Annotated in this window: 19 protein-coding genes; 13 read left to right on the forward strand and 6 right to left on the reverse strand. The window is 51.1% G+C overall.

The features are described 5' to 3' along the window. Positions 1-347 precede the first annotated feature (347 nt). From BMW71_RS21175 to BMW71_RS21190, 4 genes are all read left to right on the forward strand, one after another. Entirely contained in the window at positions 348-1,421 is a 1,074-nt protein-coding gene (locus tag BMW71_RS21175; RefSeq protein ID WP_092178485.1) for an efflux RND transporter periplasmic adaptor subunit, read from the forward strand. Between the two features lie 3 nt (positions 1,422-1,424). Further along, positions 1,425-4,454: an efflux RND transporter permease subunit gene (locus tag BMW71_RS21180; protein ID WP_092178487.1), complete on the forward strand. Its 3,030-nt coding sequence runs from the start codon at positions 1,425-1,427 to the stop codon at positions 4,452-4,454. Positions 4,455-4,703: 249 nt separating this feature from the next. Beyond that, a complete protein-coding gene (locus BMW71_RS21185; protein ID WP_092178489.1) occupies positions 4,704-5,756 on the forward strand; it encodes an NAD-dependent epimerase in 1,053 nt (350 codons plus the stop codon). A gap of 85 nt (positions 5,757-5,841) precedes the next feature. Further along, a complete protein-coding gene (locus BMW71_RS21190; RefSeq protein WP_092178491.1) occupies positions 5,842-7,011 on the forward strand; it encodes a glycosyltransferase family 4 protein in 1,170 nt (389 codons plus the stop codon). Between the two features lie 72 nt (positions 7,012-7,083). On the opposite strand, the gene BMW71_RS21195 is transcribed toward BMW71_RS21190, so the two are convergent. Next, positions 7,084-7,977, reverse strand: coding sequence for a hydroxypyruvate isomerase family protein (locus tag BMW71_RS21195; protein WP_092178493.1), 894 nt, complete (start codon positions 7,975-7,977; stop codon positions 7,084-7,086). A gap of 16 nt (positions 7,978-7,993) precedes the next feature. Then, entirely contained in the window at positions 7,994-11,071 is a 3,078-nt protein-coding gene (locus BMW71_RS21200) for a PVC-type heme-binding CxxCH protein (protein WP_092178495.1), read from the reverse strand. Between the two features lie 222 nt (positions 11,072-11,293). Here BMW71_RS21200 and BMW71_RS21205 point away from each other — a divergent pair, with 222 nt between their 5' ends. Further along, positions 11,294-12,496, forward strand: coding sequence for a Gfo/Idh/MocA family protein (locus BMW71_RS21205; RefSeq protein ID WP_092178497.1), 1,203 nt, complete (start codon positions 11,294-11,296; stop codon positions 12,494-12,496). Here BMW71_RS21205 and BMW71_RS21210 read toward each other — a convergent pair. Together BMW71_RS21210 and BMW71_RS21215 are read right to left on the reverse strand one after the other, a co-directional pair. Next, positions 12,493-13,392: a glutamate--tRNA ligase family protein gene (locus BMW71_RS21210; RefSeq protein WP_218145617.1), complete on the reverse strand. Its 900-nt coding sequence runs from the start codon at positions 13,390-13,392 to the stop codon at positions 12,493-12,495. The two genes, BMW71_RS21205 and BMW71_RS21210, sit on opposite strands and share 4 nt — an antisense overlap. Beyond that, positions 13,389-14,003: a spheroidene monooxygenase gene (locus tag BMW71_RS21215; RefSeq protein ID WP_244891261.1), complete on the reverse strand. Its 615-nt coding sequence runs from the start codon at positions 14,001-14,003 to the stop codon at positions 13,389-13,391. The genes BMW71_RS21210 and BMW71_RS21215 overlap by 4 nt, the downstream gene beginning before the upstream one ends. 454 nt (positions 14,004-14,457) lie before the next feature. Between BMW71_RS21215 and BMW71_RS21225 the strand changes: the two genes are divergently transcribed. From BMW71_RS21225 to BMW71_RS21235, 3 genes are all read left to right on the forward strand, one after another. After that, on the forward strand, positions 14,458-15,615 hold the full coding sequence (locus BMW71_RS21225; RefSeq protein WP_092178505.1) for an MFS transporter: 1,158 nt from the start codon (positions 14,458-14,460) through the stop codon (positions 15,613-15,615). A 120-nt stretch (positions 15,616-15,735) separates the two neighbouring features. Continuing rightward, complete coding sequence (locus BMW71_RS21230; protein ID WP_092178507.1) at positions 15,736-16,428, forward strand: phosphoadenylyl-sulfate reductase; 693 nt, start codon at positions 15,736-15,738, stop codon at positions 16,426-16,428. Positions 16,429-16,547: 119 nt separating this feature from the next. Beyond that, the gene (locus BMW71_RS21235; RefSeq protein WP_092178509.1) at positions 16,548-19,196 is read left to right on the forward strand and encodes a DUF7133 domain-containing protein; all 2,649 of its coding nucleotides are present in this window, start codon (positions 16,548-16,550) and stop codon (positions 19,194-19,196) included. A gap of 150 nt (positions 19,197-19,346) precedes the next feature. Here the strand turns inward: BMW71_RS21235 and BMW71_RS21240 are convergent, their stop codons facing one another. Beyond that, positions 19,347-20,288: a 3-keto-disaccharide hydrolase gene (locus tag BMW71_RS21240; RefSeq protein ID WP_092178511.1), complete on the reverse strand. Its 942-nt coding sequence runs from the start codon at positions 20,286-20,288 to the stop codon at positions 19,347-19,349. A 200-nt stretch (positions 20,289-20,488) separates the two neighbouring features. Beyond that, the gene (locus BMW71_RS21245) at positions 20,489-21,064 is read right to left on the reverse strand and encodes a hypothetical protein (protein ID WP_143057724.1); all 576 of its coding nucleotides are present in this window, start codon (positions 21,062-21,064) and stop codon (positions 20,489-20,491) included. Between the two features lie 207 nt (positions 21,065-21,271). Between BMW71_RS21245 and hisH the strand changes: the two genes are divergently transcribed. From hisH to BMW71_RS21275, 5 genes are read left to right on the forward strand one after another with little or no spacing between them, the layout of a single operon-like run. Further along, positions 21,272-21,856 carry an imidazole glycerol phosphate synthase subunit HisH gene (gene hisH, locus BMW71_RS21255; RefSeq protein WP_092178517.1) on the forward strand — a complete coding sequence of 195 codons (585 nt, stop codon included), beginning with the start codon at positions 21,272-21,274 and terminating at the stop codon, positions 21,854-21,856. Further along, complete coding sequence (gene hisA, locus BMW71_RS21260) at positions 21,856-22,578, forward strand: 1-(5-phosphoribosyl)-5-[(5-phosphoribosylamino)methylideneamino]imidazole-4-carboxamide isomerase (protein ID WP_092178519.1); 723 nt, start codon at positions 21,856-21,858, stop codon at positions 22,576-22,578. The genes hisH and hisA overlap by 1 nt, the downstream gene beginning before the upstream one ends. Position 22,579: 1 nt before the next feature. Next, positions 22,580-23,335, forward strand: a complete 756-nt coding sequence (gene hisF / locus BMW71_RS21265; RefSeq protein WP_092178521.1) for an imidazole glycerol phosphate synthase subunit HisF — start codon at positions 22,580-22,582, stop codon at positions 23,333-23,335. Between the two features lie 54 nt (positions 23,336-23,389). Next, positions 23,390-23,995 (forward strand): bifunctional phosphoribosyl-AMP cyclohydrolase/phosphoribosyl-ATP diphosphatase HisIE, encoded by a 606-nt coding sequence (gene hisIE / locus BMW71_RS21270; RefSeq protein WP_092178523.1) that lies wholly within the window; start codon positions 23,390-23,392, stop codon positions 23,993-23,995. 5 nt (positions 23,996-24,000) lie between these two features. Continuing rightward, a complete protein-coding gene (locus BMW71_RS21275; RefSeq protein ID WP_092178525.1) occupies positions 24,001-24,411 on the forward strand; it encodes a gamma-glutamylcyclotransferase family protein in 411 nt (136 codons plus the stop codon). The last annotated feature ends 313 nt before the right edge of the window (positions 24,412-24,724 follow it).

Consider the following 24,724-nt stretch of genomic DNA (forward strand, 5'->3'; position numbering starts at 1 on the left):
GGGTCTTTTTGGTGTAGGGGGGAATCCTTCGTACATTTTTTGGCGACGCGCCTTTTTTATGGGCAGGAGGCCACTGCTACCCGATGCTGCGGTTCCATGGGGCGCCTGAGGGTGCATTCCAGGGACGGCTAGTCTTCCCTCGGGACGCACGTTGGGTCGCTTGAAGTGGTGCTGGCGTTTGGTGGGCGCGAGCCTGCTTCCGGAAAGTTATGAGCAAGCGATTTTCAGCAGCCAAAAATTTCAGGAGATTTTTTTTGAAGAAAATTTGGAGATAATTTAATTTTTTAGTTATTTAATCACTTCTTGTACCAACCATTGCTAACCAACCCTTTGCATACCTTTATATTATGGCTTCCTACTCATCGATTTGTTGCGGCGTTTTGTTTTTTTTCATTTTCCTAAGTTGCCAATCCCCCGAGGAAAAAAGCGAGGAAATACCCATGGAAACCTTCCGGGACGAGGTGCAGGCGACCACGGTTCGGGTGGGGCAATCGGAGACCAAATCCTTCGATTACCTGATCAACGCCACCGGAAAAATCGAAGCGGCAAACGAAGTCATGGTGATTGTCGAGCGGCCGGGATACCTGCTGGAGCTTTTGGTCGAGGAGGGGCAGCCGGTGCAGGCGGGTCAGACCATCGCCCGGCTGGACAAAACCGACAGCCAAATGGAATGGGAGCGGGCACAGGTGGAGTTGCGCTCGACCACGGCCGAGTACCAAAGCCGCCGGATTGCTGCCGATGTGGAAACCACGCTGTTGGATTCCCTGGGAAATGCAGAACGGGACGAGTTTTGGAAAGCCTCCAGTGGACTTTTGAGTGCGCAGATCGCCGTAAGGGAGGCGGAAAGGAACCTGGAGAAAACCGAAATCAAAGCCCCGATTGCCGGGGCGGTTGCGGACTTGCAGGTCAGAAAAGGTAGTTTGGTCAATGCCGGCGATGAGGTATGCCTGGTGCTCAGCACGAATCTGCTGGAGATGAAAGTGAAAATCCTGGAATCGGATATTGTTTTTGTAGGGAAGGGGCAGAAGGCGGAAGTGTATCCGGTTTCTGGTTCCGGCGATGGGATTTCCGGTACGGTAAGCAGCATCAATCCCAAGGTGGATGAAAACGGATTGGTACAGGTAACGCTTAGCCTGCAACAGGGAGGCAGGCTGCTTCCGGGGATGAATGCCCGGGCGGTGATTCGCGCGCCGCAAAACAATAGCCTGGTCGTGCCCAAAGAAGCCGTGGTATACCGATCCGGCAGGCCGGTGGTTTTCACTATTGAAAACGACGAGGCCATTTGGAACTACGTGGAGGTGGGTAAGGACAACGGCCGGGAGATGGAAATCCTCGATGGGCTGATGGCCAGTCAGCAAGTAATTATCAGCAATAATGTTCAATTGGCGCATCAGGCTCCGGTACAGGTGATAACAGACTAAGGTATGGTTAGATTTTTATTGGCTCGACCCATCGCAGTAGGCATGACCTTTCTGGCGCTGCTTATCTTCAGTCTGATACTTTTCCGTACCCTGCCCATTGCCTTGTTGCCGCCGATCGATGTGCCCCAGATTGTCATCAAGGTAGATTACCCCAATACTTCGCCGGAGTCGATTGAGCAGAATGTGCTGCGCCCCATTCGGGAGGGGATGGTAACCCTGGATGGGCTCGAAGACATGGAAAGCGAAGCGGGCTCGGAGGTGGGCAGCGTACGGCTCACCTTTGATTACCGCACGCAGATGGAACTGGCCTACGTTGCGGTGAACGAGAAGATCGATCGGTTGACAAACAGTCTACCGAATGACCTTAGCAGGCCCCGTGTGGTGCGCATCAATACCAACGACATACCCATTGCCCGGCTACAGGTAATTCCACGAGAAGGGGTTGATTTTGCTGACGTGTCGCTACTCACGGAAAACGTGATCAAAAAGCGCCTGGAACAGTTGGATGGTGTGGCTCTGGTGGACATTAACGGGCGACAGGACCGGGTGATTTCCGTCAGTCCCAACAAACCCCTGTTGGCAGGCCTGGGCATGACCGAGTCGGATTTAATCCGGGCGATTGAGGCGGGAAACAGTGAGTTGCCCGGAATCAGTGTGGAGGACGGTCAGTTTCGGTATTATTTGCGTCTGGCAAGCAGGCTGGAAACCCCGGAGGATATCCGCAACCTCCCCGTACGAGGTCCGTCTGGCAACACGGTGACCCTGGGCAAAGTAGCAGAAGTCCGGCATGACCTGGCCAAACCTACCGGCTTTCATTTGTTCCAGGGCAGGGAGGGGCTGGTCGTTACGGTCCACAAACAAACCGCTGCCCGAATGAACGAAATCATGCCCCTGGTGTACGAGGCGCTGGAGTTGTTTAAAAAGGACTACCCGCAAGTGGATTTTGCGCTTACCCAGGATCAGTCCACGCTGCTCAACGCCGGTATCCGCAACCTGCAAACCAGCCTGTTGTTTGGCGGCTTGTTTGCTTTTGGGATTTTATTTGTTTTCATGGGTAATTACCGCACCCCGATCATCATCGGTATCAGCTTGCCAGCCTCTCTGGTGATCGGTTTTGCCGTTTTTTATTTTGCGGGTATTTCCATCAATGTCATTTCCTTGAGCGGCCTGGCCCTGGGGCTCGGAATGCTAATTGACAATGCCATCATAGTCCTTGACAACATCAGCCGTAAACGAAAGGAGGGATTGCCACTCTTTGAGGCCTGCGTCAACGGAGTAAACGAGGTGATGTCCGCATTGATTAGTTCGGTTCTTACCACGCTGGCAGTTTTTGTTCCCCTCGTCTTTCTTAGCGGAATAGCCGGCGCACTTTTCTACGATCAGGCGGTATCGGTAGCCGCCATTTTATCGGTTTCGCTGCTCGTGGCCTTTGTTTTATTGCCCCTGTTGTATTACCTGTTTTTTAAAAACGAATCCGGTCAGCGTTCCAACGAGGACAGTCGCGTATTTTTGCTGCTGTTGGCCGGATACAAAAAGGTATACCGGTTGCTTTTTGCGAATCGGCGCTGGTCACTGGCGATTTTGCTGCTGTTGATTCCGGTTTTGCTGGCTACGGTTCGTTTGTTGGAAGTGGAAGGACTGCCGCCGATCGAGAAATTTGATAGCATGGTCTCCATAGACTGGAACGAGCCGATCAATGCAACCCAAAACAAGGAACGCATCCTTGACTTACTCGACGAGGAGGAAGGCGCGTATGAGTGGGCGGAAAGCGATGTGGGCCTGCGGCAGTTCCTCCTGCACGAGGGGAACAATGCCATCCAACAGGCAGACCTGTTTCTGATGTTTGAAAACGCAGCCCAAAAAGAGGAAGTAAACGCCCGGATACTGCGCCGGCTGCAAGGGCAATTCCCTCAGGCGGCGATAGAAATCCAGGATGCGCCCAATGCATTTGATCAGTTGTTTTCCTCGGACCGCCCGTTTTTCGAACTACGCTGGAAGGACCTGGCCTCGAAGCGACCCGTCCCGGTAGCCAAAATGGATCCCTGGTTGGCATCTTTTCCAGTTTCCGGCTGGGCCAAGGGGCCGGGCTTGCAAAAAGGAGCTTCGGTAGTTTTTCGTACCCATATGGAAAAGTTGGCCCTCTATGGGTTAGAAGGTCAACAATTAGTAGAAAAGATTCAACAACTTTTCGGCAATTACCTGATTACCGATATCAAACGCTTTGGTGAAATCACCCCAATTTTGCTGGTATACGAGGCCCTGGATTTTCAGACCCTGCTGCGAACCAATTTTCTATATGGAGAGGAAGGAACCCCCTATGCATTGGATGAATTCATCGCGGTTTCTTACGACGAGCATTACAAATATGTTACCGCAGATCGATCGGGGATTTACCAGTCATTGGCCTTTGATACGCAGCTGACGGAGCAGGAGGAGAATCGCGTTCGGGACTGGGTGACGGATAAAAACCTATCGGCGGACTTTGGCGGCCAATATTTCAAGGACCGGGAAACCATCCGGCAGCTGGTTGGAATCCTGCTGGTTTCGGTTTTGCTGCTGTATTTCATTCTCGCAGCACAGTTTGAAAATTTCCTTCAGCCGTTGATCGTTATTTTTACGCTTCCCCTGGGTGTAGGGGGCGCTTTTTTGCTATTGTGGCTTAGCGGTACTTCACTTAACGTCATGTCGGCCATTGGCCTGGTGGTCATGTTGGGTATCATGGTCAACGATGCCATTTTAAAAATAGATACCATCAATCGCCTGTCAAAGCAGTACCTGGGCGATAAAAAGGGACCCGGAGAGGCCCTGGAAATGGCCCTGTACAAGGCGGGAGAAATCCGACTCAAGCCCATCGTCATGACCTCCGTTACGACCATTCTGGCGCTATTGCCGGTAGTATTTAGCGCCGGTTTGGGAGCAGACCTGCAGCGACCACTGGTGGTTTCGGTTATTGGCGGACTCACCATTGGCACCTTTACGGCATTGTATTTTGTGCCCCTGGCCTATTGGTTTTTAGGTAGTAAGGCAAAATAAATAGCTTCAGTATCCCGTGAAATGCATGGGAATCATTGGCGACCTGGAAATCGAACAAGAAAAAACCTCGGAAGGTCGCTAAACTTCTTAGGCTGAGCAGAGATGACTGGGATAGAATTTCGGCAAGTGAGGATCGGTACATTTGATTTAATTTAGTACCTTTACTTTATCAAGTTAGTTTTTGTTGGAACTAGTCGGATCAATTGGATTTTTATTCCTGAGATGGTAAGCCCCTAACGTAGCAAATACATGAAAGTTTTGATAACAGGAACCGCCGGATTCATCGGCATGCATTTGGCTGAAAAGCTGCTGGAAAGAGGAGATGAGGTAGTTGGGCTGGATAGCATCAATGATTATTACGAGGTACAGTTAAAATACGACCGGCTGAGAAAAACCGGTATTGATCCCGCATCGATTGACTACGGAAACCTTGTTTCCAGCGAAAAATATCCCGGGTACCGGTTCATACAGCTGCAGTTGGAGGACAAGGAGGGTGTGATGAAGTTGTTTGCGGAGCAGAAGTTTGATAAAGTGGTGAATCTGGCGGCACAGGCAGGCGTCCGGTATTCCCTGACCAACCCGGATGCCTACATTCAGGCCAATATTGTTGGGTTTTTGAACCTTCTCGAGGCATGCCGACACCACCAGATCAAGCATTTGGCCTATGCCTCCTCAAGTTCAGTGTATGGGACGAATACACACATGCCATTTTCTACCGCCCATAATGTGGATCACCCCGTGTCGTTGTACGCAGCTTCCAAAAAATCGAATGAGCTAATGGCACATACCTACAGCCACCTTTTTGGGCTTCCTACCACAGGCCTACGCTTTTTTACGGTATATGGACCATGGGGCAGACCAGATATGGCACTATTTCTGTTTACAAAAGCCATATTGGAGGATAAACCCATTCAGGTCTTTAACTTCGGAGAGATGAAGCGTGATTTTACGTACGTGGACGATATCGTCGAAGGCGTGGTTCGGATCGTGGATCGCCCTCCGGTGGCTGACCCCACCTGGGATCCCGATACCGGGGATGCCAGTAAATCCAAGGCACCCTACACGGTGTACAACATCGGTAATTCGAATCCGGTTCGCTTGATGGATTTCATCCAGGCCATCGAGGAATCGCTTGGGAAAGAGGCGAAAAAAGAAATGCTTCCCATTCAGCCAGGGGACGTACCGGCAACCTTTGCCGATACCACACCACTGGAAAAAGAAATTGGCTACAAACCGGCAACGTCGGTATCGGACGGGATTCAACGGTTTATAGACTGGTACCGGGAATACTATAATGCATAAAAATATTCAGGTTTGGTTTAAATTTGATGGCAGAATATGAATATCGTAAATCCTTTATGTCTATTTTTGTAAAAACTTTCCTATTATGACGATTTTTCTTTCCACTGCTACCTCTTTTTTCTTTGGATTTTTAATGACCCCGGTGCTGATCATGATTTTGAAACGGATCAATTTTATGGAGGCGTCGGGTGGAAGAAAAATTCATGCCGGTAGCATTCCCTCGATGGGAGGCATCGCCATTGTATTTGCATCCTTTCTCGGGCTCTTCGCCTGGCTTAGTTTTGATCAAATTGTGGAGACCAGGTATTTTCTTGTGGGGCTCGGCATCATGTTTTCTGTGGGGCTTCGGGACGATTTGATTGAGCTAACGGCCTTTCAAAAGTTAATCGGGCAATCCATTCCGGCATTCTTCGTGATTGTAATGGCCGATATCCGAATTTCCGGATTGTACGGTTTTTTAGGAATATACGAAATCCCCTACCTCGCCAGCGTGCTGCTTACCTTCATGGCGATTTTGGTACTTACCAATTCGTTTAACCTAATCGACGGGGCAGATGGCCTCGCGGGCTCCCTGAGCCTGGTGACGCTAACCATTCTAGGATTTTGGTTTTATACGGTTGGAATGGTTTCTTACAGTCTGATTTCGTTCACCCTGGTGGGTGGCGTATTGGCCTTTTTGGTATTCAACTGGCATCCGGCAAAAATATTTATGGGGGATACCGGCTCGCTTAGTCTGGGGTTCGCCCTTACCGTATTGGTGGTCCTGTTTGTGGACAAGACCGGTACCATGGCTCCCTGGGAGGGATTAAAACTGCACGCCCCCTTCGCCGCAGGACTGGCCTTCTTGATTGTCCCCGTGTACGACACGGTGCGGATATTTATCAAACGAAGCATGAAGGGTAAATCTCCCTTAAAGCCCGACAAAAGCCATGTACATCACTTTCTTATCCGGATGGGATTGAGACACAATCAGGTAGCATTGACGCTTGGCACTGTAAAATTGCTATTTATCGCATTGGTGTTCCTGGGAAGCTCCCTGAACGACCACATCCTTTTCCCCACGTTGGCATTAGCGGCCGTTGCGCTGGGCATTTGGATGGACAAACAAACCCTTCGAAGTATCAAGACGAACTGCAAAAAAATGCCAAGTTTGTCCGAAAAGCACCTTCGCAAGGAGCGGAAGCGTTTGGTACGGCGACGGAAGCCCGAAATCTCAAAAAGTGTATTTTCCGACAACGAAATCAACATGAACTAACCGCGCCTGATTAAAATGCCGGGTAGTGAAAAAAAGCCGTCATCTGCATAAGATGACGGCTTTTTGCTGGTATCAAACATCACAAATCTCGACACCTTGCTTCAGCGAAGCCAATTTATCGGGTCGCTTGGGGATAAACTCCTGACCCACATAGCCCTGGTATCCGGTATCCAGAATGGCTTTCATAATGGCCGGATAGTAGAGTTCCTGGGTTTCATCGATTTCATTTCTACCCGGCACCCCTCCGGTATGGTAATGGGAAATGTAGGGATGGTAGGCCTTGATCGTGGCGATTACGTCGCCTTCCATGATCTGCATGTGGTAAATATCGTACAGGAGTTTGATGTTTTCCGAGCCAACTGCCTTGCACACCTCTACTCCCCAGGCGGTGTGGTCTGCCTGGTAGTCTTTGTGGTTGACTTTGCTGTTCAATAACTCCATGCATAGGATAACCCCGTATTTTTCGGCGGTAGGCATGACTTTTTTTAGCCCTTCGGCACAGTTCTTTATGCCCGTCTCGTCATCCAGGCCGTTTCTGTTGCCGGAAAAGCAGATGATTTGCTTGTACCCCGCTTCGGCCACTTTGGGGATTACTTCCTCGTAGCTCTGGATCAATTCGGCATGCAGCTCGGGATTGTTCCATCCCCTTTCTATTCCCATGCCCGCTCCCCAGGGCATGGCACAGTCCAATCCGTAGGATTTTAGGACGGGCCATTCTTCCGGACCAGCCAGTTCGATGGACTTCAGGCCAATGGAAACGGCGGCTTTGCACAGGTCTTCAAATGCAATGTCGTTGTAACACCAACGGCATACGGAGTGGTTGATGTTTCCTTTTAGATTATCAGGAAGTCTTTCCTCAGCAGCCATTAGACGCTGGGAAAGGCCGGGAACGAGCATTCCGGCAAGGCCAGTGCCTGCTAGTTTTTTTAATGCCCTCCTTCGGGGGTTATTTTCGGTTTGTTTCATACGTGTTGGAAATAAATTAAGATTGTTTTTTAAGTGACATCAGGTAGGCGACCAAATCGACCAGCTCTTCGGTGCTCATGGTTTTTTCCAGACCGCCCGGCATCATCGAATGCTCCATTTGTTCCATGCGCTGCATATCCGCTGTTTTTATCGGAATGGTGCTGCCACCGGGCACCTTCAATTCGATATCGGTTTCGGTCTGACTGGCGATAATCCCACCCATACTGCTGCCATCTTTCATTTCAATAAGGTAGCCCTCGTAGCCAAAACTAATGCCTGCATCCGGGTGCAGAATGGAGATGTATTGCGCCTCCTTGGATAGCTTGCTGCCAATTTCCGTCAGCTTGGGGCCAAAGTCCATCCCAATAGCTCCCACCTGGTGGCACACCGCACAATTGTTTTTGAAAACCACCAATCCTTTTTCAACCGAGCCTTCCATGGCTAGTAATTCGTTCATTGGGGGGAGTGGGTTTTCCTCGTCGGAAGCATTATCCAGGTAACTGGCCGCTTCAGCCCGTACACTTTTTCTCCAGGCCCGGCTTACGCCCGTTACCGCCGAGGGAATCAGGTTTTCCGGAAGCTGTTCCGCTCGTAGCAGTTCGAGGATTCGCTCTTCCCCTCCATAGCTACCACCGATGGCAGCGGTAGCTTCCTTTCGTACTGCCAGGGAAAGACGGTCGTCAAACGCCATTTTTTCCAGCATACCCAGGGATTCTTTCGATCCGATTCCCCGCAGCACCGCTAACATGGGATAGACCTTTTCTTCTTCGCCGCTGTATAGTACCTCCCGGATTTGGTCCGCCCCATCCTGCCGAAGCAGTACGGTAGCGGCAGTCTTGCCCAAGTTATTATCGCTCTCTTTCAATGCCAGTTGCAACAGCCTGGGGTTTTCGGAGCGCACGGCAAATTTCTGAACCAACTCGAGGTAGGTTTCCGTACCCGCGCTTTCTTCCAGCGCATCGGCCAAAACCGAGCGTACCGTAGCAGATTCATTCAGATACGCCGGATCAAGGTGGGTCAAAACCAGGTTATTCATTCGCTTGCTTTCTTCTTGATTTTCCTGGCGGAGTTGCCCCTCTTCCAGCATTTTGATCAGGGCCTTTGATTTTTTATCGGCATCTGGGTTAAAGTCAAAGGCACGGAAATACCGCAGTCGATCGTCCAGGGGTTTCGCAGGATCCGAAGCCAGTTGGGCCAGGTGATCCACGGCAGTTCCCGTCCGCGATCTCCAGACAATGTCCTGATTTTTCTTATCGCTAAGGTCAGCGCCGGTCTTTTCCAACCAGGCCGCGTAGAAGTCGGACCACTGCCCCCTGGCTCCAATGCCTAGCGCTTCCAGGTACCAGCGGTCCTCCCCATCGTGTTGAACGGCCAGACTGGCCCAAAGCTCCGCGGCTTCGGGAGCATGCAATCCCCGCAAGGCAATGGCTGCTTCTCGTCGTACCTGGGGATCTTTGTCCATGACCAGCTGCTTCAGCAGGGGAACCAGGTCCAGGTTTTCCTGCCTTGCTGCCCGGATGGCACTGATCCGAATATCTGGATGGGTATGTTCGAGGGCTTCGCGAATATACGTCTCACCGGTACCGTTCATTTTCGCTAAAAGCCAAAAGGCCCGTGCCTGAAAACGGGGGTTTTCATGGGTACGAAAAACTTTCTCCAGGGCGGGGGCGGCATCCTTGCCCATGGCTTTTAGGTTTTTCCACCCCTGGTAACGCATGGAAAGGTTCGGATTCAGTAAGGCCTCGATCGCACCGCTCAGCGAATTGATATCAATCGCCGGAATTTCGTAGGCCTGACCCGGTGTGGATACCCGGAAAATTCTGCCCCTGTCGAGGTCTCCCGCCTGATGCCCACCAACGCCAGGATCGTACCAATCGGCCACCATCAGGGACCCATCCGGTGCCACACAGAGGTCCGAAGGGCGAAACCACTGGTCTTTGTCCCCTTCCATAAGATTGACAATGGAGGCACTATAACCCGCTCCGTCTTTTTCTACCGGGTAGGCACGGACCACGTTCGGACCTGCGTCGGTGTGGATAAGCTGATTCCAAAATACTTCAGGCAAGGCCTTACCTTCGTATACCACCATCCCAGTGGGAGAACCAGCCCCGGTTTGCAAGAGATTGGGGACCACTCCGGGATCGTTGAGATGCCAATGCTGCTGGGGTATTTCTTTTTCTTTGTTGGTGCGGTTAGCACGCCATCCGGCTCCTGTCATTTCATCCTTGTAGCCGAAATTGCCGTATTCCATTACATAGTTGATCCGGACCCCTTTGTTCCCGTCATCGTCGTTATCGGATTGCCACAGGGTGCCATAGGAATCAACGGCCACTTCGTAGTTGTTTCGGAAGTTTTGTCCCAATACCTCGATGCCGGAGAAATCCGGGTTGCATCGGAATACCAGCCCTTCTTTGTACGAATCGGCATCGATGGGAGTACCGTCGGCATCGGTCAGGGTTCGGCCGTCTCTGTCTTGAATGGAGCCACCGGAGTTGCCAAAATTAAAGTAAAACTTGCCGTCCGGCCCAAAAACAAACGCATGCATCCCGTGATCGTGTTGCTCTCCGCCAATACCCGTAAACAGTACTTCTTTTTTATCGGCTTTATCGTCTCCATCGGTGTCGGTCAGCAACCATACATAGGGGCTTTGGGAAACGATGGCTTGGTTTCCCATGACCCAGATTCCCAGCGGCGCATTCAATTCCGGATCCTGGTAAAATACCGTGCTTTTGTCGGCTACACCGTCTCCGTCACTGTCCTCCAGGATGAGTATGCGGTCGCCTTCGTCTTTGGTTTCATTTCCGGTGATGGCAGGTCGGTAATTGTAGGCTTCGCATACCCAAACCCGTCCTTTGTGATCGATATCTATATTGGTGGGGTTGGTAATCATGGGTTCCGAAGCGAATAGCCTTGCTTCAAGCGATTCGTTTACCCGGATTCCAAGCAATGCATTTTCAGGCTTTCGTTTTTCTTCTTCGGTCAATTGATCGAAGGGGTGTGTGGCGGCGGTATCCGTCGCTTCCTTACACGAAAGGCAGACAAGTAGAAGGAATAAAACTCCCTTCAGGGAATGGAGATGAGCGGTTTTGGGCATGGTTCTGTGTTAGTTGACGCTTTTTCGCAATTTCATTGGTTGAATAAACAGAAAATTCCGATATTATTCCACTAATTTAACTGTTTTTTTGACAGTTATACCGGCCTTCATGGCGGGGGAGGCTGCTTTTTGCTGTTTTCCTGCCTCCGCCTTTGGCGCAAGGCCAGCCGAATCCGGCAAGGGAAAATCCCTGGCCTAACGCACGTTAAACCACTTCAAAAAATGGGTCTAAACAGACGAAAATTTATTCAACAAGCGAGTGCTGTTTCCGGGTTGCTGCTCATGGGTGGCCTGCCGGCTATTGGGCGGCCTCTTGCAGACAAAGTACGCGTCGGAATCGTCGGGGGAAGATTTGGAGCGACGTTTCAATTTCACGAACACCCCGACTGTATCGTCGAAGCGGTTAGCGATTTGCGCAAGGACCGACGGGATCACCTGATGAAGACCTACCGCTGCGAGAAAAGCTATCCTTCCCTGGAGCAGCTGCTGACCGACCGGTCCATCGATGCGGTGTTTCTGGCCACACCGGCGCCGGACCACGCCCGGCATACCATTGCCAGCCTGAAAGCAGGCAAGCACGTGCTGTGTGCGGTACCGCTGGCCATGAGCCTGGAAGAATGCGAGGCAGTAAAAGAAGCGGTAAAGGAATCCGGCAAAATCTTTATGATGGCCGAAACCACGACTTTTATGCAAGGCACCATCACGGCGAGAAAATTCTACGAAGAGGGTCGCTTTGGCGAAATTTTCAGTGCGGCAGCAGAGTACAACCACCCCGGCCTCGAGGCGCTCTGGTTTGAAAATGGGAAGCCGACCTGGAGGCATGGATTGCCGCCCATGCATTATCCAACGCATTGCACGGCGTTTTTGATCAGTGTGACCGGAGAAAGACTGAGCCGTGTGAGTTGCCTCGGTTGGGGAGCAGGCGAGGGGCTCCTGAAAGACAACCCTTACCAGAATCCATTCTGGAATCAAACCGCTTTCTTCCACACCAACCAGGGCCACCCGTTTCGGGTGGAGGTCAATTGGAAAGGGGCGCTGCGAAATGCCGAAAGAGGGGAATGGCGGGGAGAAAAAATGAGCTTGTATTTGCCCAGCGGGCATGCCGGTACCGGAACGCTAATCACGGAAGAAGAAGCGGAAGGAAAGGACGATGCCGGGTTTGTGCACACCAAAAACAAGGTAACGTCCTTTGAATTCCCGCGGTGGTGGGAGACGGAGATGTTGCCGGAACCCCTGCGCCACAACAGCGGTCACGACGGGTCGCACCCCTTTATTACGCACGAATTTATCCAATCCATTCGCAATAACCGCGCTCCAAGGGTCGATATTTACGAGGCACTGGCCTACACCGTACCGGGCATCGTTGCCCACCAATCGGCACTAAACGGAGGTCAGCTACTCCCTATTCCGAATTTTGATGATTAGCGGGCAGGGTGGAGTAGGCTCAGGTAAGCAGGAATAAAGTCCTCCAGACTTGTTATGGCCTCGCTTATGCCTAGATGGGCCGCGGCCAGGCGGTATAGGTCGGGTTTTTTCATTCCGGATCCTCGCATGGTTCGAATGGCCAGGGCGCCTTCCGATTTGGAAAGTTTTTTCGAGCCGTCTTTGAGTAGGGGGTGGTGAAAAAAGGTAGTTCCGGCTAGCGGCTGGTCCGGCAGGAGGGATGACAGGTACCCCTGCGCGCAAGTGGAGTCCCACAAATCCTCGCCCCTGACAATGAGATCTATACCGAAAAAGCGATCATCTACCAGCGAAGCGACTTGGTAGGCCGGGTCCCCGTCTTTTTTTCGTACCACAAAAAAAGCCATGTCCTCCGGGATCTGGCAGTTCCTGCAAGCGGCAGGATAGTCCGTAAGCGCATACGTGAAGTCGGGCCTCGTTTTCAACCGCCAGGCCAGGCCCTGCCCGGTAAGGGATAGGTTTCGGGGTAGGCAATGGCCGGTATACCAGCCTTTGGGATGGTTTTTTTGGATTTTTTTTCGGGAGCAGTCACACGAAAAGAGCAGGCCCTGCTCTGCCAACGCATCCAGTAGTGTCTGGTATTGCGGCATCCTGCATCGTTGGGAATACCGGTTTTTCAGGTCGCTCAGGTCGCGCGGCCCTTCGTCGTAGGGGATTTCCAAAAAGTCAAGCGTATCGAAAATGTCTTGTATGTATTCGGTACGGACCCGTCGCTGATCCAGATCATCAATCCGTAGTAAGACCTTTGCCCCGTGCTTTTTTGCCAAACTTACCGTAATCAGAAAGGAAATTACGTTTCCCAGGTGCAGGTAGCCACTCGGGGTAGGTGCCAGTCTGGTTTTATGGAAGGTAGGAGTCACGCCAATTCACGAACTTCGTTGGTATTTGAGATGGAAACGGGCACAAACCGGGCAAACAGCTCTTCTTTGTACCAGCCTTCTTTCTTTACTTTTTGGATGATTTTGCGGTGGGCTGTTTGGTAGGCATAAGCCTCCATTTTTTGCTGGCTCTGCCAGTAGCTGAAGGTGGCTTGTTCGATAGCCGGCCACTCTCCGATGCCCTTGGTAAACAGCAGCCCATCGGCTTTTTCTGCAGAGCGGCTGCTACCTGGGACAAACCGTAAAAACCGGGGAATTTTACGAAGTTTTACCCGGGCTCGGGTAATGACCATGATGGGGCCTTCGCTTGTCGCCTTCGCAGTCACCGCAAATGGCTGCTTCCCGTTCCAGCTTCCATGGCATTGACTACAGCGCATCCAATAGGTAAAGTTGCTCTTGCATTGCTGACTAAATCGCTTGTATATCTCCGATTCGGAATACATTCTGGCAAAAGCAGCATTTTTCCATACCAGAAGCAGGGCATAGGTTCGGAAATCCGGTTTGAGGGAAAACCCAAATCCACCGCCTGTGCCCATTAGCTTAAAAAATGACACGCCATCCACTTGCCGAATAGGGGACAGCGCCAACTGCATTTGATTAAATGCCCACCAACGATTCCTTTTGGGATATTCAAAAAAAGTCAGAGATACGATTTCTTGGTTGTCACTCATAACTGCAGAAAGGGGAGCCGCTATCTAAACCAGCCCTGGGACGCAAGTATACTAAAGCATTTGGAGAAAACACATGGGCTTCCGAAAAATCAATCGAAAACCCGCTTGATAATAATCCGGATCAGAAGAATGGCCAGGGCAATAGTGGTTCCTGCTATAACAAATTCCATGGGCTGAGCGGTCCTGTTTAGTAAATGGGAATGGTGTCAGTAAACAAAAATCGGGCGGGTTTGGGTAATTCCGCCCCTTTCCGCGCTTGTTCAGCAAATGTAACCCGATCGCATGGGATAAAGTTTAGGAAATGCCTGTGAAAAGAAGGAAAACTAAACGGAATCTCCGTACTTCTCGTGTACCTTTGCTGCTTGTAAATGCAGGTATGGTACAATTAAAAACACGGCGATTTGCTGCGGGTGCGTTCTTTTTTCTAACCGGACTGTGTTTTTCCTCCTGGGCCTCACGCATACCCGACCTACAGAAAAAATTTCAGCTGAGTGAGGGGCAATTGGGGTCTGTATTGGTGGGCATGCCGCTGGGTTCCCTGTTGGCGCTTCCGTTGGCCGCCTGGGCCGTTTTCCGTTTCGGAAGCAAAGCAGTGGTGTTGGCCGGGATGTCCTTTTATTTACTTTTTCTGCTCGGCATTGGAATCGCTCCCGATGCCTTCGTTTTGGCCATCATGGTCTTTATTTTCGGCATGATGGGAAATATGATGAATATCTCCCTGAATACGCAGGCCCTGGGAATTGAAAAAGATTACGGGAGAAACATCCTGAGCTCGTTTCACGGCCTGTGGAGTTTGGCTGGGTTTGTCGGAGCCGGTATCGGTGCCCTGATGGTGTACCTGGAGATTTCTCCAGCAGACCACTACTTAATTATACTCTTGCTGGGAGCTGCAATGCTGGTGTATTTCGAGAAAGGCATTCTATCGGACGCCAAAAAAAAAGAAAGCGGTGGCGGGGGTTTTGTCTGGAAACGACCCAACACGACCCTCGCCCAACTGGGGATGGTGGGTTTTTGTGGCATGATGTGTGAAGGCTGCATGTTTGACTGGTCGGGCGTATACATGGCCAAGGAAGTAGGTGCATCGGCAGCGTGGGTGCCCAGCGGATACGTAGCCTACATGGGGGCCATGGCCTCCGGTAGATTTTTAGCAGACCGACTCGCCAACCGATTTGGCAAAATAGTCGTGTTGCAACTATCCGGATTCATGGTTTTTGCGGGGTTGCTACTTTCTGTCCTTTTTCCGGTTATTTGGATCGTCATTCCTGCGTTTATTTTGGTGGGCTTCGGAACGGCAGCCGTAGTGCCGCTGACCTATAGCCTGGCAGGCAAATCATCGGCCTATGCCCCCGGACTTGCCATTGCGATGGTTTCCACCATCTCCTTTTTTGGATTTTTGTTGGGGCCGCCGCTTATCGGGTTTGTTGCTGAGCTGATCGGCTTGAAAGGATCCTTTGCCCTAATGGCCGTCGTGGGCTTGATGATTTCGTTTTGGGTCTGGGTCGGCCGGGACAATTTTACCGCCGTTCCCTCCTGATTCCTGATCAAATTCATTTACAGATCGCTGGTATTGGTTTTTGAATTTTTATGCTTATTTTTACCAAAATTTAGTACCATACCAAATCGGTAGGTTTTATAGAATTAATAGAGAGGCAACATGCAGGAGTCATTGATTTCAAAAAAGGTTTATTCGAAGGAAGAAATTAGCGCGTTGAATGCCCGCTACCAACCGCTCAGCGTGGAAGAACGGGTGCTCCGCCTGTATGAGGACTTTGAGGCCAAAGAAGTGATGCTCACCAGTTCCTTTGCTGCTACCTCTGCCTTGTTGCTGAGTGTATTTTCGAAATGCAATCCCGAGCAGAAGATCTATTTTATCGATACGGGGTATCATTTTCCGGAAACATTGGAATACAAGAAAAAGCTTACCGAGCTCTACGGGCTGAACGTGGCCTCTGTAAGTGCGGGAAAGCAGGACCACGAATACACCACCGTCAATCAGACCTGGAAATCGGACCCGGAACTCTGCTGCGCTATCAACAAAGTAAAGCCGCTAGAATTGATCAAAAGTCGCTTTTCCGTCTGGGTATCGGGTCTCATGCGTTGGCAGAGTGACCACCGCTCCAGCCTGGATATTTTTGAAGAGCGCGGCGGGATTTTGAAATTTTATCCCCTGTTGGATGTTACCGAAGAAGAGCGGGATCAATACATACACGAGCACCAGCTACCTTTTCATCCGCTGATCGCTTTCGGGTACCATTCCATCGGTTGCAAACACTGTACGGTGCCCGGAGCGGATCGCAGTGGTCGTTGGAACAATAGCCCGAAGACAGAATGCGGGCTGCATTTATAAGTGCCTGCGCTAAGCGGTCTTTTTCCAGGTTAAACGTTATTTTGACACAAAACCCATCCGATTGTTGGATGGGTTTTGCTTTTTCCATATTTTTCGTCCCTCAAAAATAGCAATACCGTATGAAAGGAAATTTTATTTTCGTTGTGGCATTACTTGCTGCGATGGCATGCAAACCGGAAAAGAAAGTGGAGTTGATCGAGTCTACCACTTCCGCCTCACTGGACTCCCTGAGCCAGGCATTGGGTTGGCCGGAGGAGTTGGCGGTTCAGGCTTTTTCCGGACCGGAGCTTACGCCCAGCCCGGCCTGCTTGGCAGTTTCTCCCTATGGAGAGGTGTATGTGGGCGTAGACGCCATAGGATCCCTGGGCAAAACCCCCGGAAAAGGCAGGATTGTCAAACTCATCGATAGGGATAACGACGGAAAAGCGGACGAGCATACGGTATTTGCGGCGGTAGACAATCCCCGGGGAATCATCCCTATTGGCGACAAACTCTACGTTTTGCATACCCAATTTTCCCTGGAAGATAGCCTGGCGACCGGGATGGATTTGGTCGTGTTTGAAGACAAAGATGGAGACGGGATGGCGGATGGTCCTTCCGCTCCGCTGATACAGCACATCAGTTCTCCGAAGTTTTTGCAGGGTAGAGGAACGGACCACGCGACGAATGGTATCCGCCTGGGCATCGATGGCTGGATATACATTGCCGTTGGCGATTTTGGTTTTCACGGGGCCGTGGACCGGGACGGTACGGAAATGACCATGCTTGGCGGCGGCATACTGCGGGTCCGACCGGATGGTACGGAAATGGAAGTCTATACCCATGGGCTGAGAAACATATACGATGTGGCCATTGATCCGTACATGAATGTATTCACTCGCGGTAATACCAATGACGGTGGCGGCTGGAACATCCGGTTTATACATCAGATACAAAGTGGGGAGTACGGATACCCGGTTCTTTTCAAGAATTTCACGGAAGAGATCATTCCTGCGTTGGTAGATGTGGGCGGTGGGTCCGGTACCGGCGCCCTATTTATGGACGACTACCGATGGCCGGAAAAGTTCAATCAGGTGCCCATGATGGCCGATTGGGGTCGGAGCCAGGTATACATTCACCGGGTGACGGCGGATGGCCCCTCCTATACGCAGGAGGAGGAGGAATTTTTCAAATTGCCCCAGGTTACCGACCTGGACATGGATGGAACGGGAAGGATGTTTATGGCGGCCTGGGACGGGGCCGGCTATTCCGGAAACGAGCAAAAAGGATATGTGGTGCGGGTCGTCCCCAAAACCTGGGAATATTCTGAAATGCCCGATTTGGAAACGCTTGATACGGATGACCTGGTAGACTTACTGGGTGAAAGAAGCGCCACCATTCGATTGTATGCGCAGCAGGAATTGATCGCCCGAGACAGCGATGAGGCCGCCGACGAAGCACTTCGCCTTGCCAAAAAAGCGGGAGAACCTCTGTATGCGCGGGTGGCGGCCATGTACGCGTATGCTCAGCTTCGCGGCACGGCTGGTTTGGACAACCTGCTACCCTTGATGGAGGACACGGAAATGAAGGAACACGTCATCCGGGCAGTTACCGATAGAGCGGCGTACGTCGCCGGGTTGCCGGTTGAACCATTTATCGAAGCGATGGGTGACCCTTCGCCCAGGGTTCAGGCAGCGGCCATCATTGCCCTGGGAAGGATTGGAAAGAAGGAGGCGGTTCCTCACTTACTGGAAGTAGCCGTTCCCGATTCGTTCCAGGCTCCAAAGTTCGGCGAAGAAGGCCCCCATGCCCAGCCAAATGCGGCCATTATCCTGCCTCACCTGGCCGTCAGATCCCTGGTCAAACTGGAGGCAGACGAACCTTGCCTGCAGGCCGTAGGCACAGCCAATTCGGAATTGGCGCTCTGGGCGTTGCGCTACATGCACACCCAGGACGCCGTTTCGGGGTTAATTTCCCGGTACAACGGAGCAGGAACGGAGCAGATCGAGCTAAAGCAGGGTATCCTGAGCACCCTGGCCAGGCTCTACACCAAAGAGGCGCCGTATGACGGCTCCTGGTGGTGGGGAACCCGTCCGGATACCCATGGGCCTTACTACAAGTCCGTTTTGTGGGCGGCCTCTCCGGAAATTAAATCTTTGTTTCAACAGCTTTGGAATAACGGGAGTCAGTCCGATAAGGACTACATCGCAATGTTGAATCAGAAAAACCGCATGGGAATCCTGGAATTTGGCGGAGATTATGCGGTGACCGAGGTATTGGAAGAGCCCGGGGTAGATTTGGAAAAGATAAAAAATCAGAAGGGACAAATAGGCGCTTCCTCGATCGAGGATATCCTGCTGGCCATGCAGGAGATACCGGGAGAGGCGGTAAAAGGCAAAGCGATTTTTGAGCAACAAGGCTGCAAGGCTTGCCACAGCATCGCCCCAGGCGAACAAATGAAAGGGCCGTACATGGGGCAAATCGGAAGTATCATGTCCCGCGAGCAAATCGCAGAGTCCATCCTTAAGCCGGATGCATCCATCTCGCAGGGTTTTGCCACCGTGATGATTCAGACAAAAGACGACAAGACCTACGTCGGTTTTGTTACCGAAGAGAGTGCCACGCGAATCGTCATCCGAAATATTGCGGGACAGGCGTTTACGCTTGCGGCAGACAATGTAATGAAACGTACCGAAATGGAAAACTCCATGATGCCTGCTGGGCTTGCCAACTCCCTTTCCTACGAAGAGTTTGCCTCTCTGATTACCTTTCTTTCGGAACAGAAATAAGGGGGGCTACAAGAACGACCAAACGATAAAAGGCCTGTCCATAGCGGAACAGGCCTTTTTTGTGGTTCATTGTCCGGTCTTCGCTTCAGCAGTCAGGTAAGCCGGATTATACCGCTGTCCCAAAGTGGGATTTGTTCATAAAGGTAGAACTTACCTAGCTGGAGTAAGCTCAATTTTCCGGAACTCAATGGCTCCGTGATCTCCCTGTAGCATCAGTGGCCCCGGCTCGCCTTCCCTGCTATCGAGTGCACCTCCGGTGATACCTGGGATGATCTGATCGCAAATGATTTCTTTGCCGTTTGCAACGATCGTGACCCGACGTCCAATCAGCGTGATCTCAAAGCTTTGCCAAACTCCAGGGCCCGCGGCCACCATTTCGTTTGGTGTCAAAAAGCCATATACCCCACCAAAGTAAATGGAGGAAGGAGGCGTTCCTTTATTGTCTTCAATCTGGACTTCGTAGCGCCCCCTCAGGTATATGCCGCTATTGCTTCCTTCCGGGTAGCGAAATTCCACATGGAGCTTAAAGTCCTCAAATTTCTCGTCGGAAATCAGGTTGGCCCCGGCTTGCTCACTGGTAAGGATGCCATTCACCACTTTCCATTGATTGCCTGCCTGATCCGCATGCCAGCCATCCAGGTTTTTACCATTGAACAAGGCCATGGTCTTCCCCCATTTGGGTGCCGTTTCCCGGACCAATAGCGGTGCTTTAACGCCCATAAAGGAATGGGTATCGCCCATGCTGCTCGTGATGGTACCGCAGAGCTTTCCTTCTTGCAGCCTTCCTTCAAATACCATGTCCCGATCCGAATCGTCCCATTGGGGAGGGATTGAAAAACGCACCGTTCCCTGATCGAAATGCACCTCGGATATGGGTCTTGCGCTCCCATTATGGGCCACAAAATAGCCCACCAGTGTCCGGATTCCCGATAGTTTTACTTCCAGCCAGGAGGGAACTTCCTTGCCGTCCATGGTAACGGTAAGGTCCCATTTTCCCAATAGTTCCTCCGAATCCTGGGCGGACAGGGAATTGGCCGCAAACAGCAGGCAAAAAATAAGCACCGTCCCTAAGTTGATTTGAAATTTTCTCATACGTACGCAGTTGTTGGTTAATAATCGGATAAAATTACTTGTTTTTTGCGGGCAATTAAAACAGAAATGGAAATAAAGACCTCGCCTCCCGCAGTGGGTAGCCCACAAACCCACCGTTGGTACAGGGTCAGAGGAATGGTGTTAAGCGCAAAGTCCATCGCCCGTCTGCGGAAGGCGGCGGCAGGTCGGGGTGTTTCGGCTTAGGGGCTGAGCCATAGTAGTTGAAATCCGCAAATCAGGCCGAGGATGGCACCCACTACCAGTTCGGTAATCCGATGCCTTCCGAGTTGCCAGCGAGACCAGGCAATAAGTGGGAGACATCCTATAAGCGCACCCGCCAGTGACAAATTAATGGGGGAGAGAGCGATGGAAATATAGGCGGCTATTGCCAGGTGTAAGGAGACTTTGATTCGAAAATTGAGCAGGAAGGATACCAGTAGCAGTTGCAGCAGTACCAGTCCCCCCGTACGTATAGATCTGGGCTGATCGCTTAGCCATAAAAATCCGAAAACCACTGTACCGAGAAAAAGCATCCATAGGTACAGGGAATACCGCTGTTTGCGAAGGGAAACATCAAAATTCGTATACCGCCCCGTTCTCCTGTGGTATTCGTTCCAAAGAATCAGGGGGAGGATGCCGAGCAATAAGGTCCCAGCCAGTGTCCATCCGGCCTTTATGGGTTCGAGAATAGTAAAGAGCGAATAGGCCAAAAAGCCCACGAGCAAACCAATGGGGTGGGCGATTTGGGAAATACGTAAGGCCAAACGGTTTTTCACGGTACCCGGTAGATTAAGGAACCAAGTTGCCGGTTTATTTCTAGAATACGGCAGGCTTATTCGATTTTTTTTGGGAGAAAAGCAGGGCGGTAAATCCAGGAATCCGCGGTATTACCAAAAATCACCGGTAAATTTTCCGGCTACCGGTAAAAGGGTTAAATTAGCGGCTTCTTAGAAAAAGCATACCTAATCCGGTACACAATAAAAATGGATGTAGCAGTGATCAAATACAATGCCGGAAATGTGCAGTCGGTATTGTATGCCATGGAGCGCCTGGGAGCCAATGCCACCCTTACGGACGATTGGGAAACCATCAAAAAATCAGATAAAGTAGTATTTCCCGGGCAAGGGGAAGCGAGTACGGCCATGAAGTACCTGCGAGAACGAAAGTTGGATCAGTTGATTCAGTCCCTGGAACAACCGTTTTTCGGCATATGTCTCGGGTTGCAGTTGCTTTGCGAGCATTCGGAGGAATACGATACTTCCTGTTTGGGCGTGTTTCCGATTCGGGTTAAGAAGTTTCCCTCGGTAGAAAAAGTGCCTCATATGGGCTGGAATAACCTTGAGCACCTGAAGTCCCCCTTGCTAAAAGGCCTGACGGATTCCGATTACGTGTATTACGTGCACAGTTACTATGCGGAGGTGGATCCCCGCTATACCATTGCTACCTCCCATTACATGCACGATTTCTCTGCCCTGCTTCACCGGGATAATTATTATGCCATGCAGGCTCATCCCGAGAAAAGCAGTCGGGTAGGAGAGACCATTTTAACGAACTTTCTGAATTTATAATGGAAATCATTCCAGCAATTGACATCATCGACGGGAAATGCGTTCGCCTGACGCAGGGAGATTATTCCCGGAAAAAAGAATACGCCTCGGATCCCATCGAAGTAGCGAAGCGGTTTGAAGCTGCCGGTATACGGCGACTGCATTTGGTAGATCTGGACGGGGCCAAGGCCAAACGGATTGTAAATAAAGCGGTCCTCGAAGGCATTTGTCAGGCCACTTCCCTTGCTGTAGACTTTGGAGGAGGGATACAGTCGGACGAGGATTTGGCCCTGGCCTTTCGATTGGGAGCCAGCCAGGTGACCGGAGGCAGCATTGCGGTGAAGAATCCGGACCTATTCGCCGGATGGCTGCAGACCTTTGGCGGGGAGCGGCTGATTCTTGGCGCGGATGCACGCGATAGAAAGATTGCCATATCCGGTTGGCAGGAGACCACCGCTATGGACCTGATCCAGTTTATCCGCGACTATTCGGAAAAAGGAGTACGCTACGTCATCTGCACGGATGTGGCGAAGGACGGGCTGCTTGAAGGTCCTTCGCTTGCCCTGTACAAAGAAATTCTGGAAGAAATTCCCGATATCCGGCTCATCGCCAGTGGTGGTGTGGCGTCGGTAAAGGACCTGGAGGAGCTGGAAGAGGCCGGGGTATACGGGGTCATTGTGGGCAAGGCCTTTTACGAAGGAAAAATACGTTTAGCGGAACTCCGTACATTTATCCGAAATTAGTATGTTAACCAAAAGAATCATTCCCTGCCTGGACGTCAAAGATGGGAGAACCGTGAAGGGGGTCAATTTTGTTGAATTAAGGGATGCTGGTGACCCGGTGGAGTTGGGCCGTCTATATGCCCAGGAGGGGGCCGATGAGCTGGTTTACCTGGATATTACCGCCACGGTAGAAAAGCGAAAGACCTTGGTGGACCTGGTAACCCGCGTAGCGAAAACCGTAAATATCCCCTTTACCGTAGGAGGAGGGATTTCCAATGTGGAAGACGTGAAAGCCCTGTTAAATGCTGGTGCCGATAAAATCAGCATCAACTCGGCCGCTGTAAAAAATCCCCGTGCGGTAGACGAGATGGCCAGGGAATTTGGGAGCCAGTGTATCGTGGTAGCCATTGATACCAAGAATATCGACGGAATCGATTTTGTCCACACCCATGGAGGTAGAAGGCCTACCCTTTTGCAGACCAGGGAATGGGCGAAAGAGGTGACCGACAGGGGCGCCGGTGAAATCTTGCTGACCTCCATGGATCACGATGGCGTGAAAAATGGTTTTGCAAACGAAATTACCGCGGACCTTTCCTCGTTGCTTTCCATTCCGATTATTGCTTCCGGAGGAGCTGGAAACATGCAGCATTTTAAAGACGTCTTTACAGCCGGAAAGGCGGATGCAGCCCTGGCTGCCAGTATTTTCCACTTTAAGGAAATTCCCATTCCTACGTTAAAACAGTATCTTGAAAACGAAGGGATTACCATACGGCGCTAGCGGTGGGCCGATGTCGCATTTGGCCGATGAGTCAAGCAAACTAAAAAAGAAAGAATGGACAGATTAGTTGTAGATTTTGATAAAGTGAATGGTTTGGTACCTGCCATCGTGCAGGATGCGCACAGCAGGGAAGTACTGATGATGGGATACATGAATCAAGAAGCCCTGGACCTTTCCCGAAAAACGGGGAAAGTGACCTTTTTCAGCCGCACCAAACAACGTCTCTGGACCAAGGGTGAAACCTCGGGAAACTTCCTACTCATCCGGAAAATCGAACTGGATTGTGACCAGGACACCCTATTGATACAGGCGACTCCTCAGGGCCCCGTATGCCATACCGGAGAGGACACCTGTTTTGCGCATCAAAACCACAGCAAGACCTACTTTATCGATGCCCTTCGGAAGGTGATAAAAGATCGGAAAAACAATCCTTCCGATAAATCCTACACGGCCTCGCTATTTGCATCCGGTATCAATAAAGTCGCGCAAAAAGTCGGGGAAGAGGCGGTGGAAATTGTAATCGAGGCGAAGGACGATAACAAGGAACTGTTTCTCGGGGAAGCCGCTGACCTTTTGTTTCATTACCTTGTATTACTGGAAGCCAAAGGGTACGAACTGGATGAGGTAATGGAGGTGCTGATCAATCGGCACCAAAAATAACCGACATGGCGGCAGTTGGCACCTTGTTTGTCTACGGAACGCTGCGGAGAGGATTTGCCCACCCCATGGCAAAGACCCTGGAGGAACTCGGCAGGTACCTGGGAAGGGGTACGTTTCAGGGCAGGCTCTACGACCGAGGACCCTATCCGGTGGCGGTGCTTTCCTCCGATCCGTCGCATCGGGTTTACGGAGACGTCTACGCCCTGGAAGCCGAGGAACGTGTATTGGAATTGATGGATGAATACGAAGGGGTAGGTGAGCCTCTGGAAACCGGTGTGACGTTTGAACGGAAGCAAACGGCGGTTCGCCTGGCGGATGGTTCTCGCAAAACTGCCTGGATATACCTGCACTCCGGCTACACCGATCATTTTGTTCCAATAGCCGGTGGGGATTACCTGGCGTTTAAAAACAGATAACGTTTTGGATGGTTTTTTTTCCCTGCAACAGTTGATCAAATCCCGTACCGCTAACTTCCCAACTGCAACAACCCAAGTTGGTGGGATTCTCAGGGAAGCGAGCTGGATATCAATGCCTACAGTTTTTTTAATCGTTGTTTTTCAGCGATTTACAAGGTTTTTGGGCTGGTCAGAAAGCGGTGATGGATTGGATTCAATAGACGGATAGCAGAAAATCACAAATTTCCCCTTTGTCGAGGCTTATTGCTTGCAGCTCGATTTTGTACAGATTTTGGAGTGTACGTTGAATGTACGTAAATTAACTACTTTTTTG

Source organism: Cyclobacterium xiamenense (genome assembly GCF_900109255.1).
Classification (GTDB): Bacteria; Bacteroidota; Bacteroidia; order Cytophagales; family Cyclobacteriaceae; genus Cyclobacterium; species Cyclobacterium xiamenense.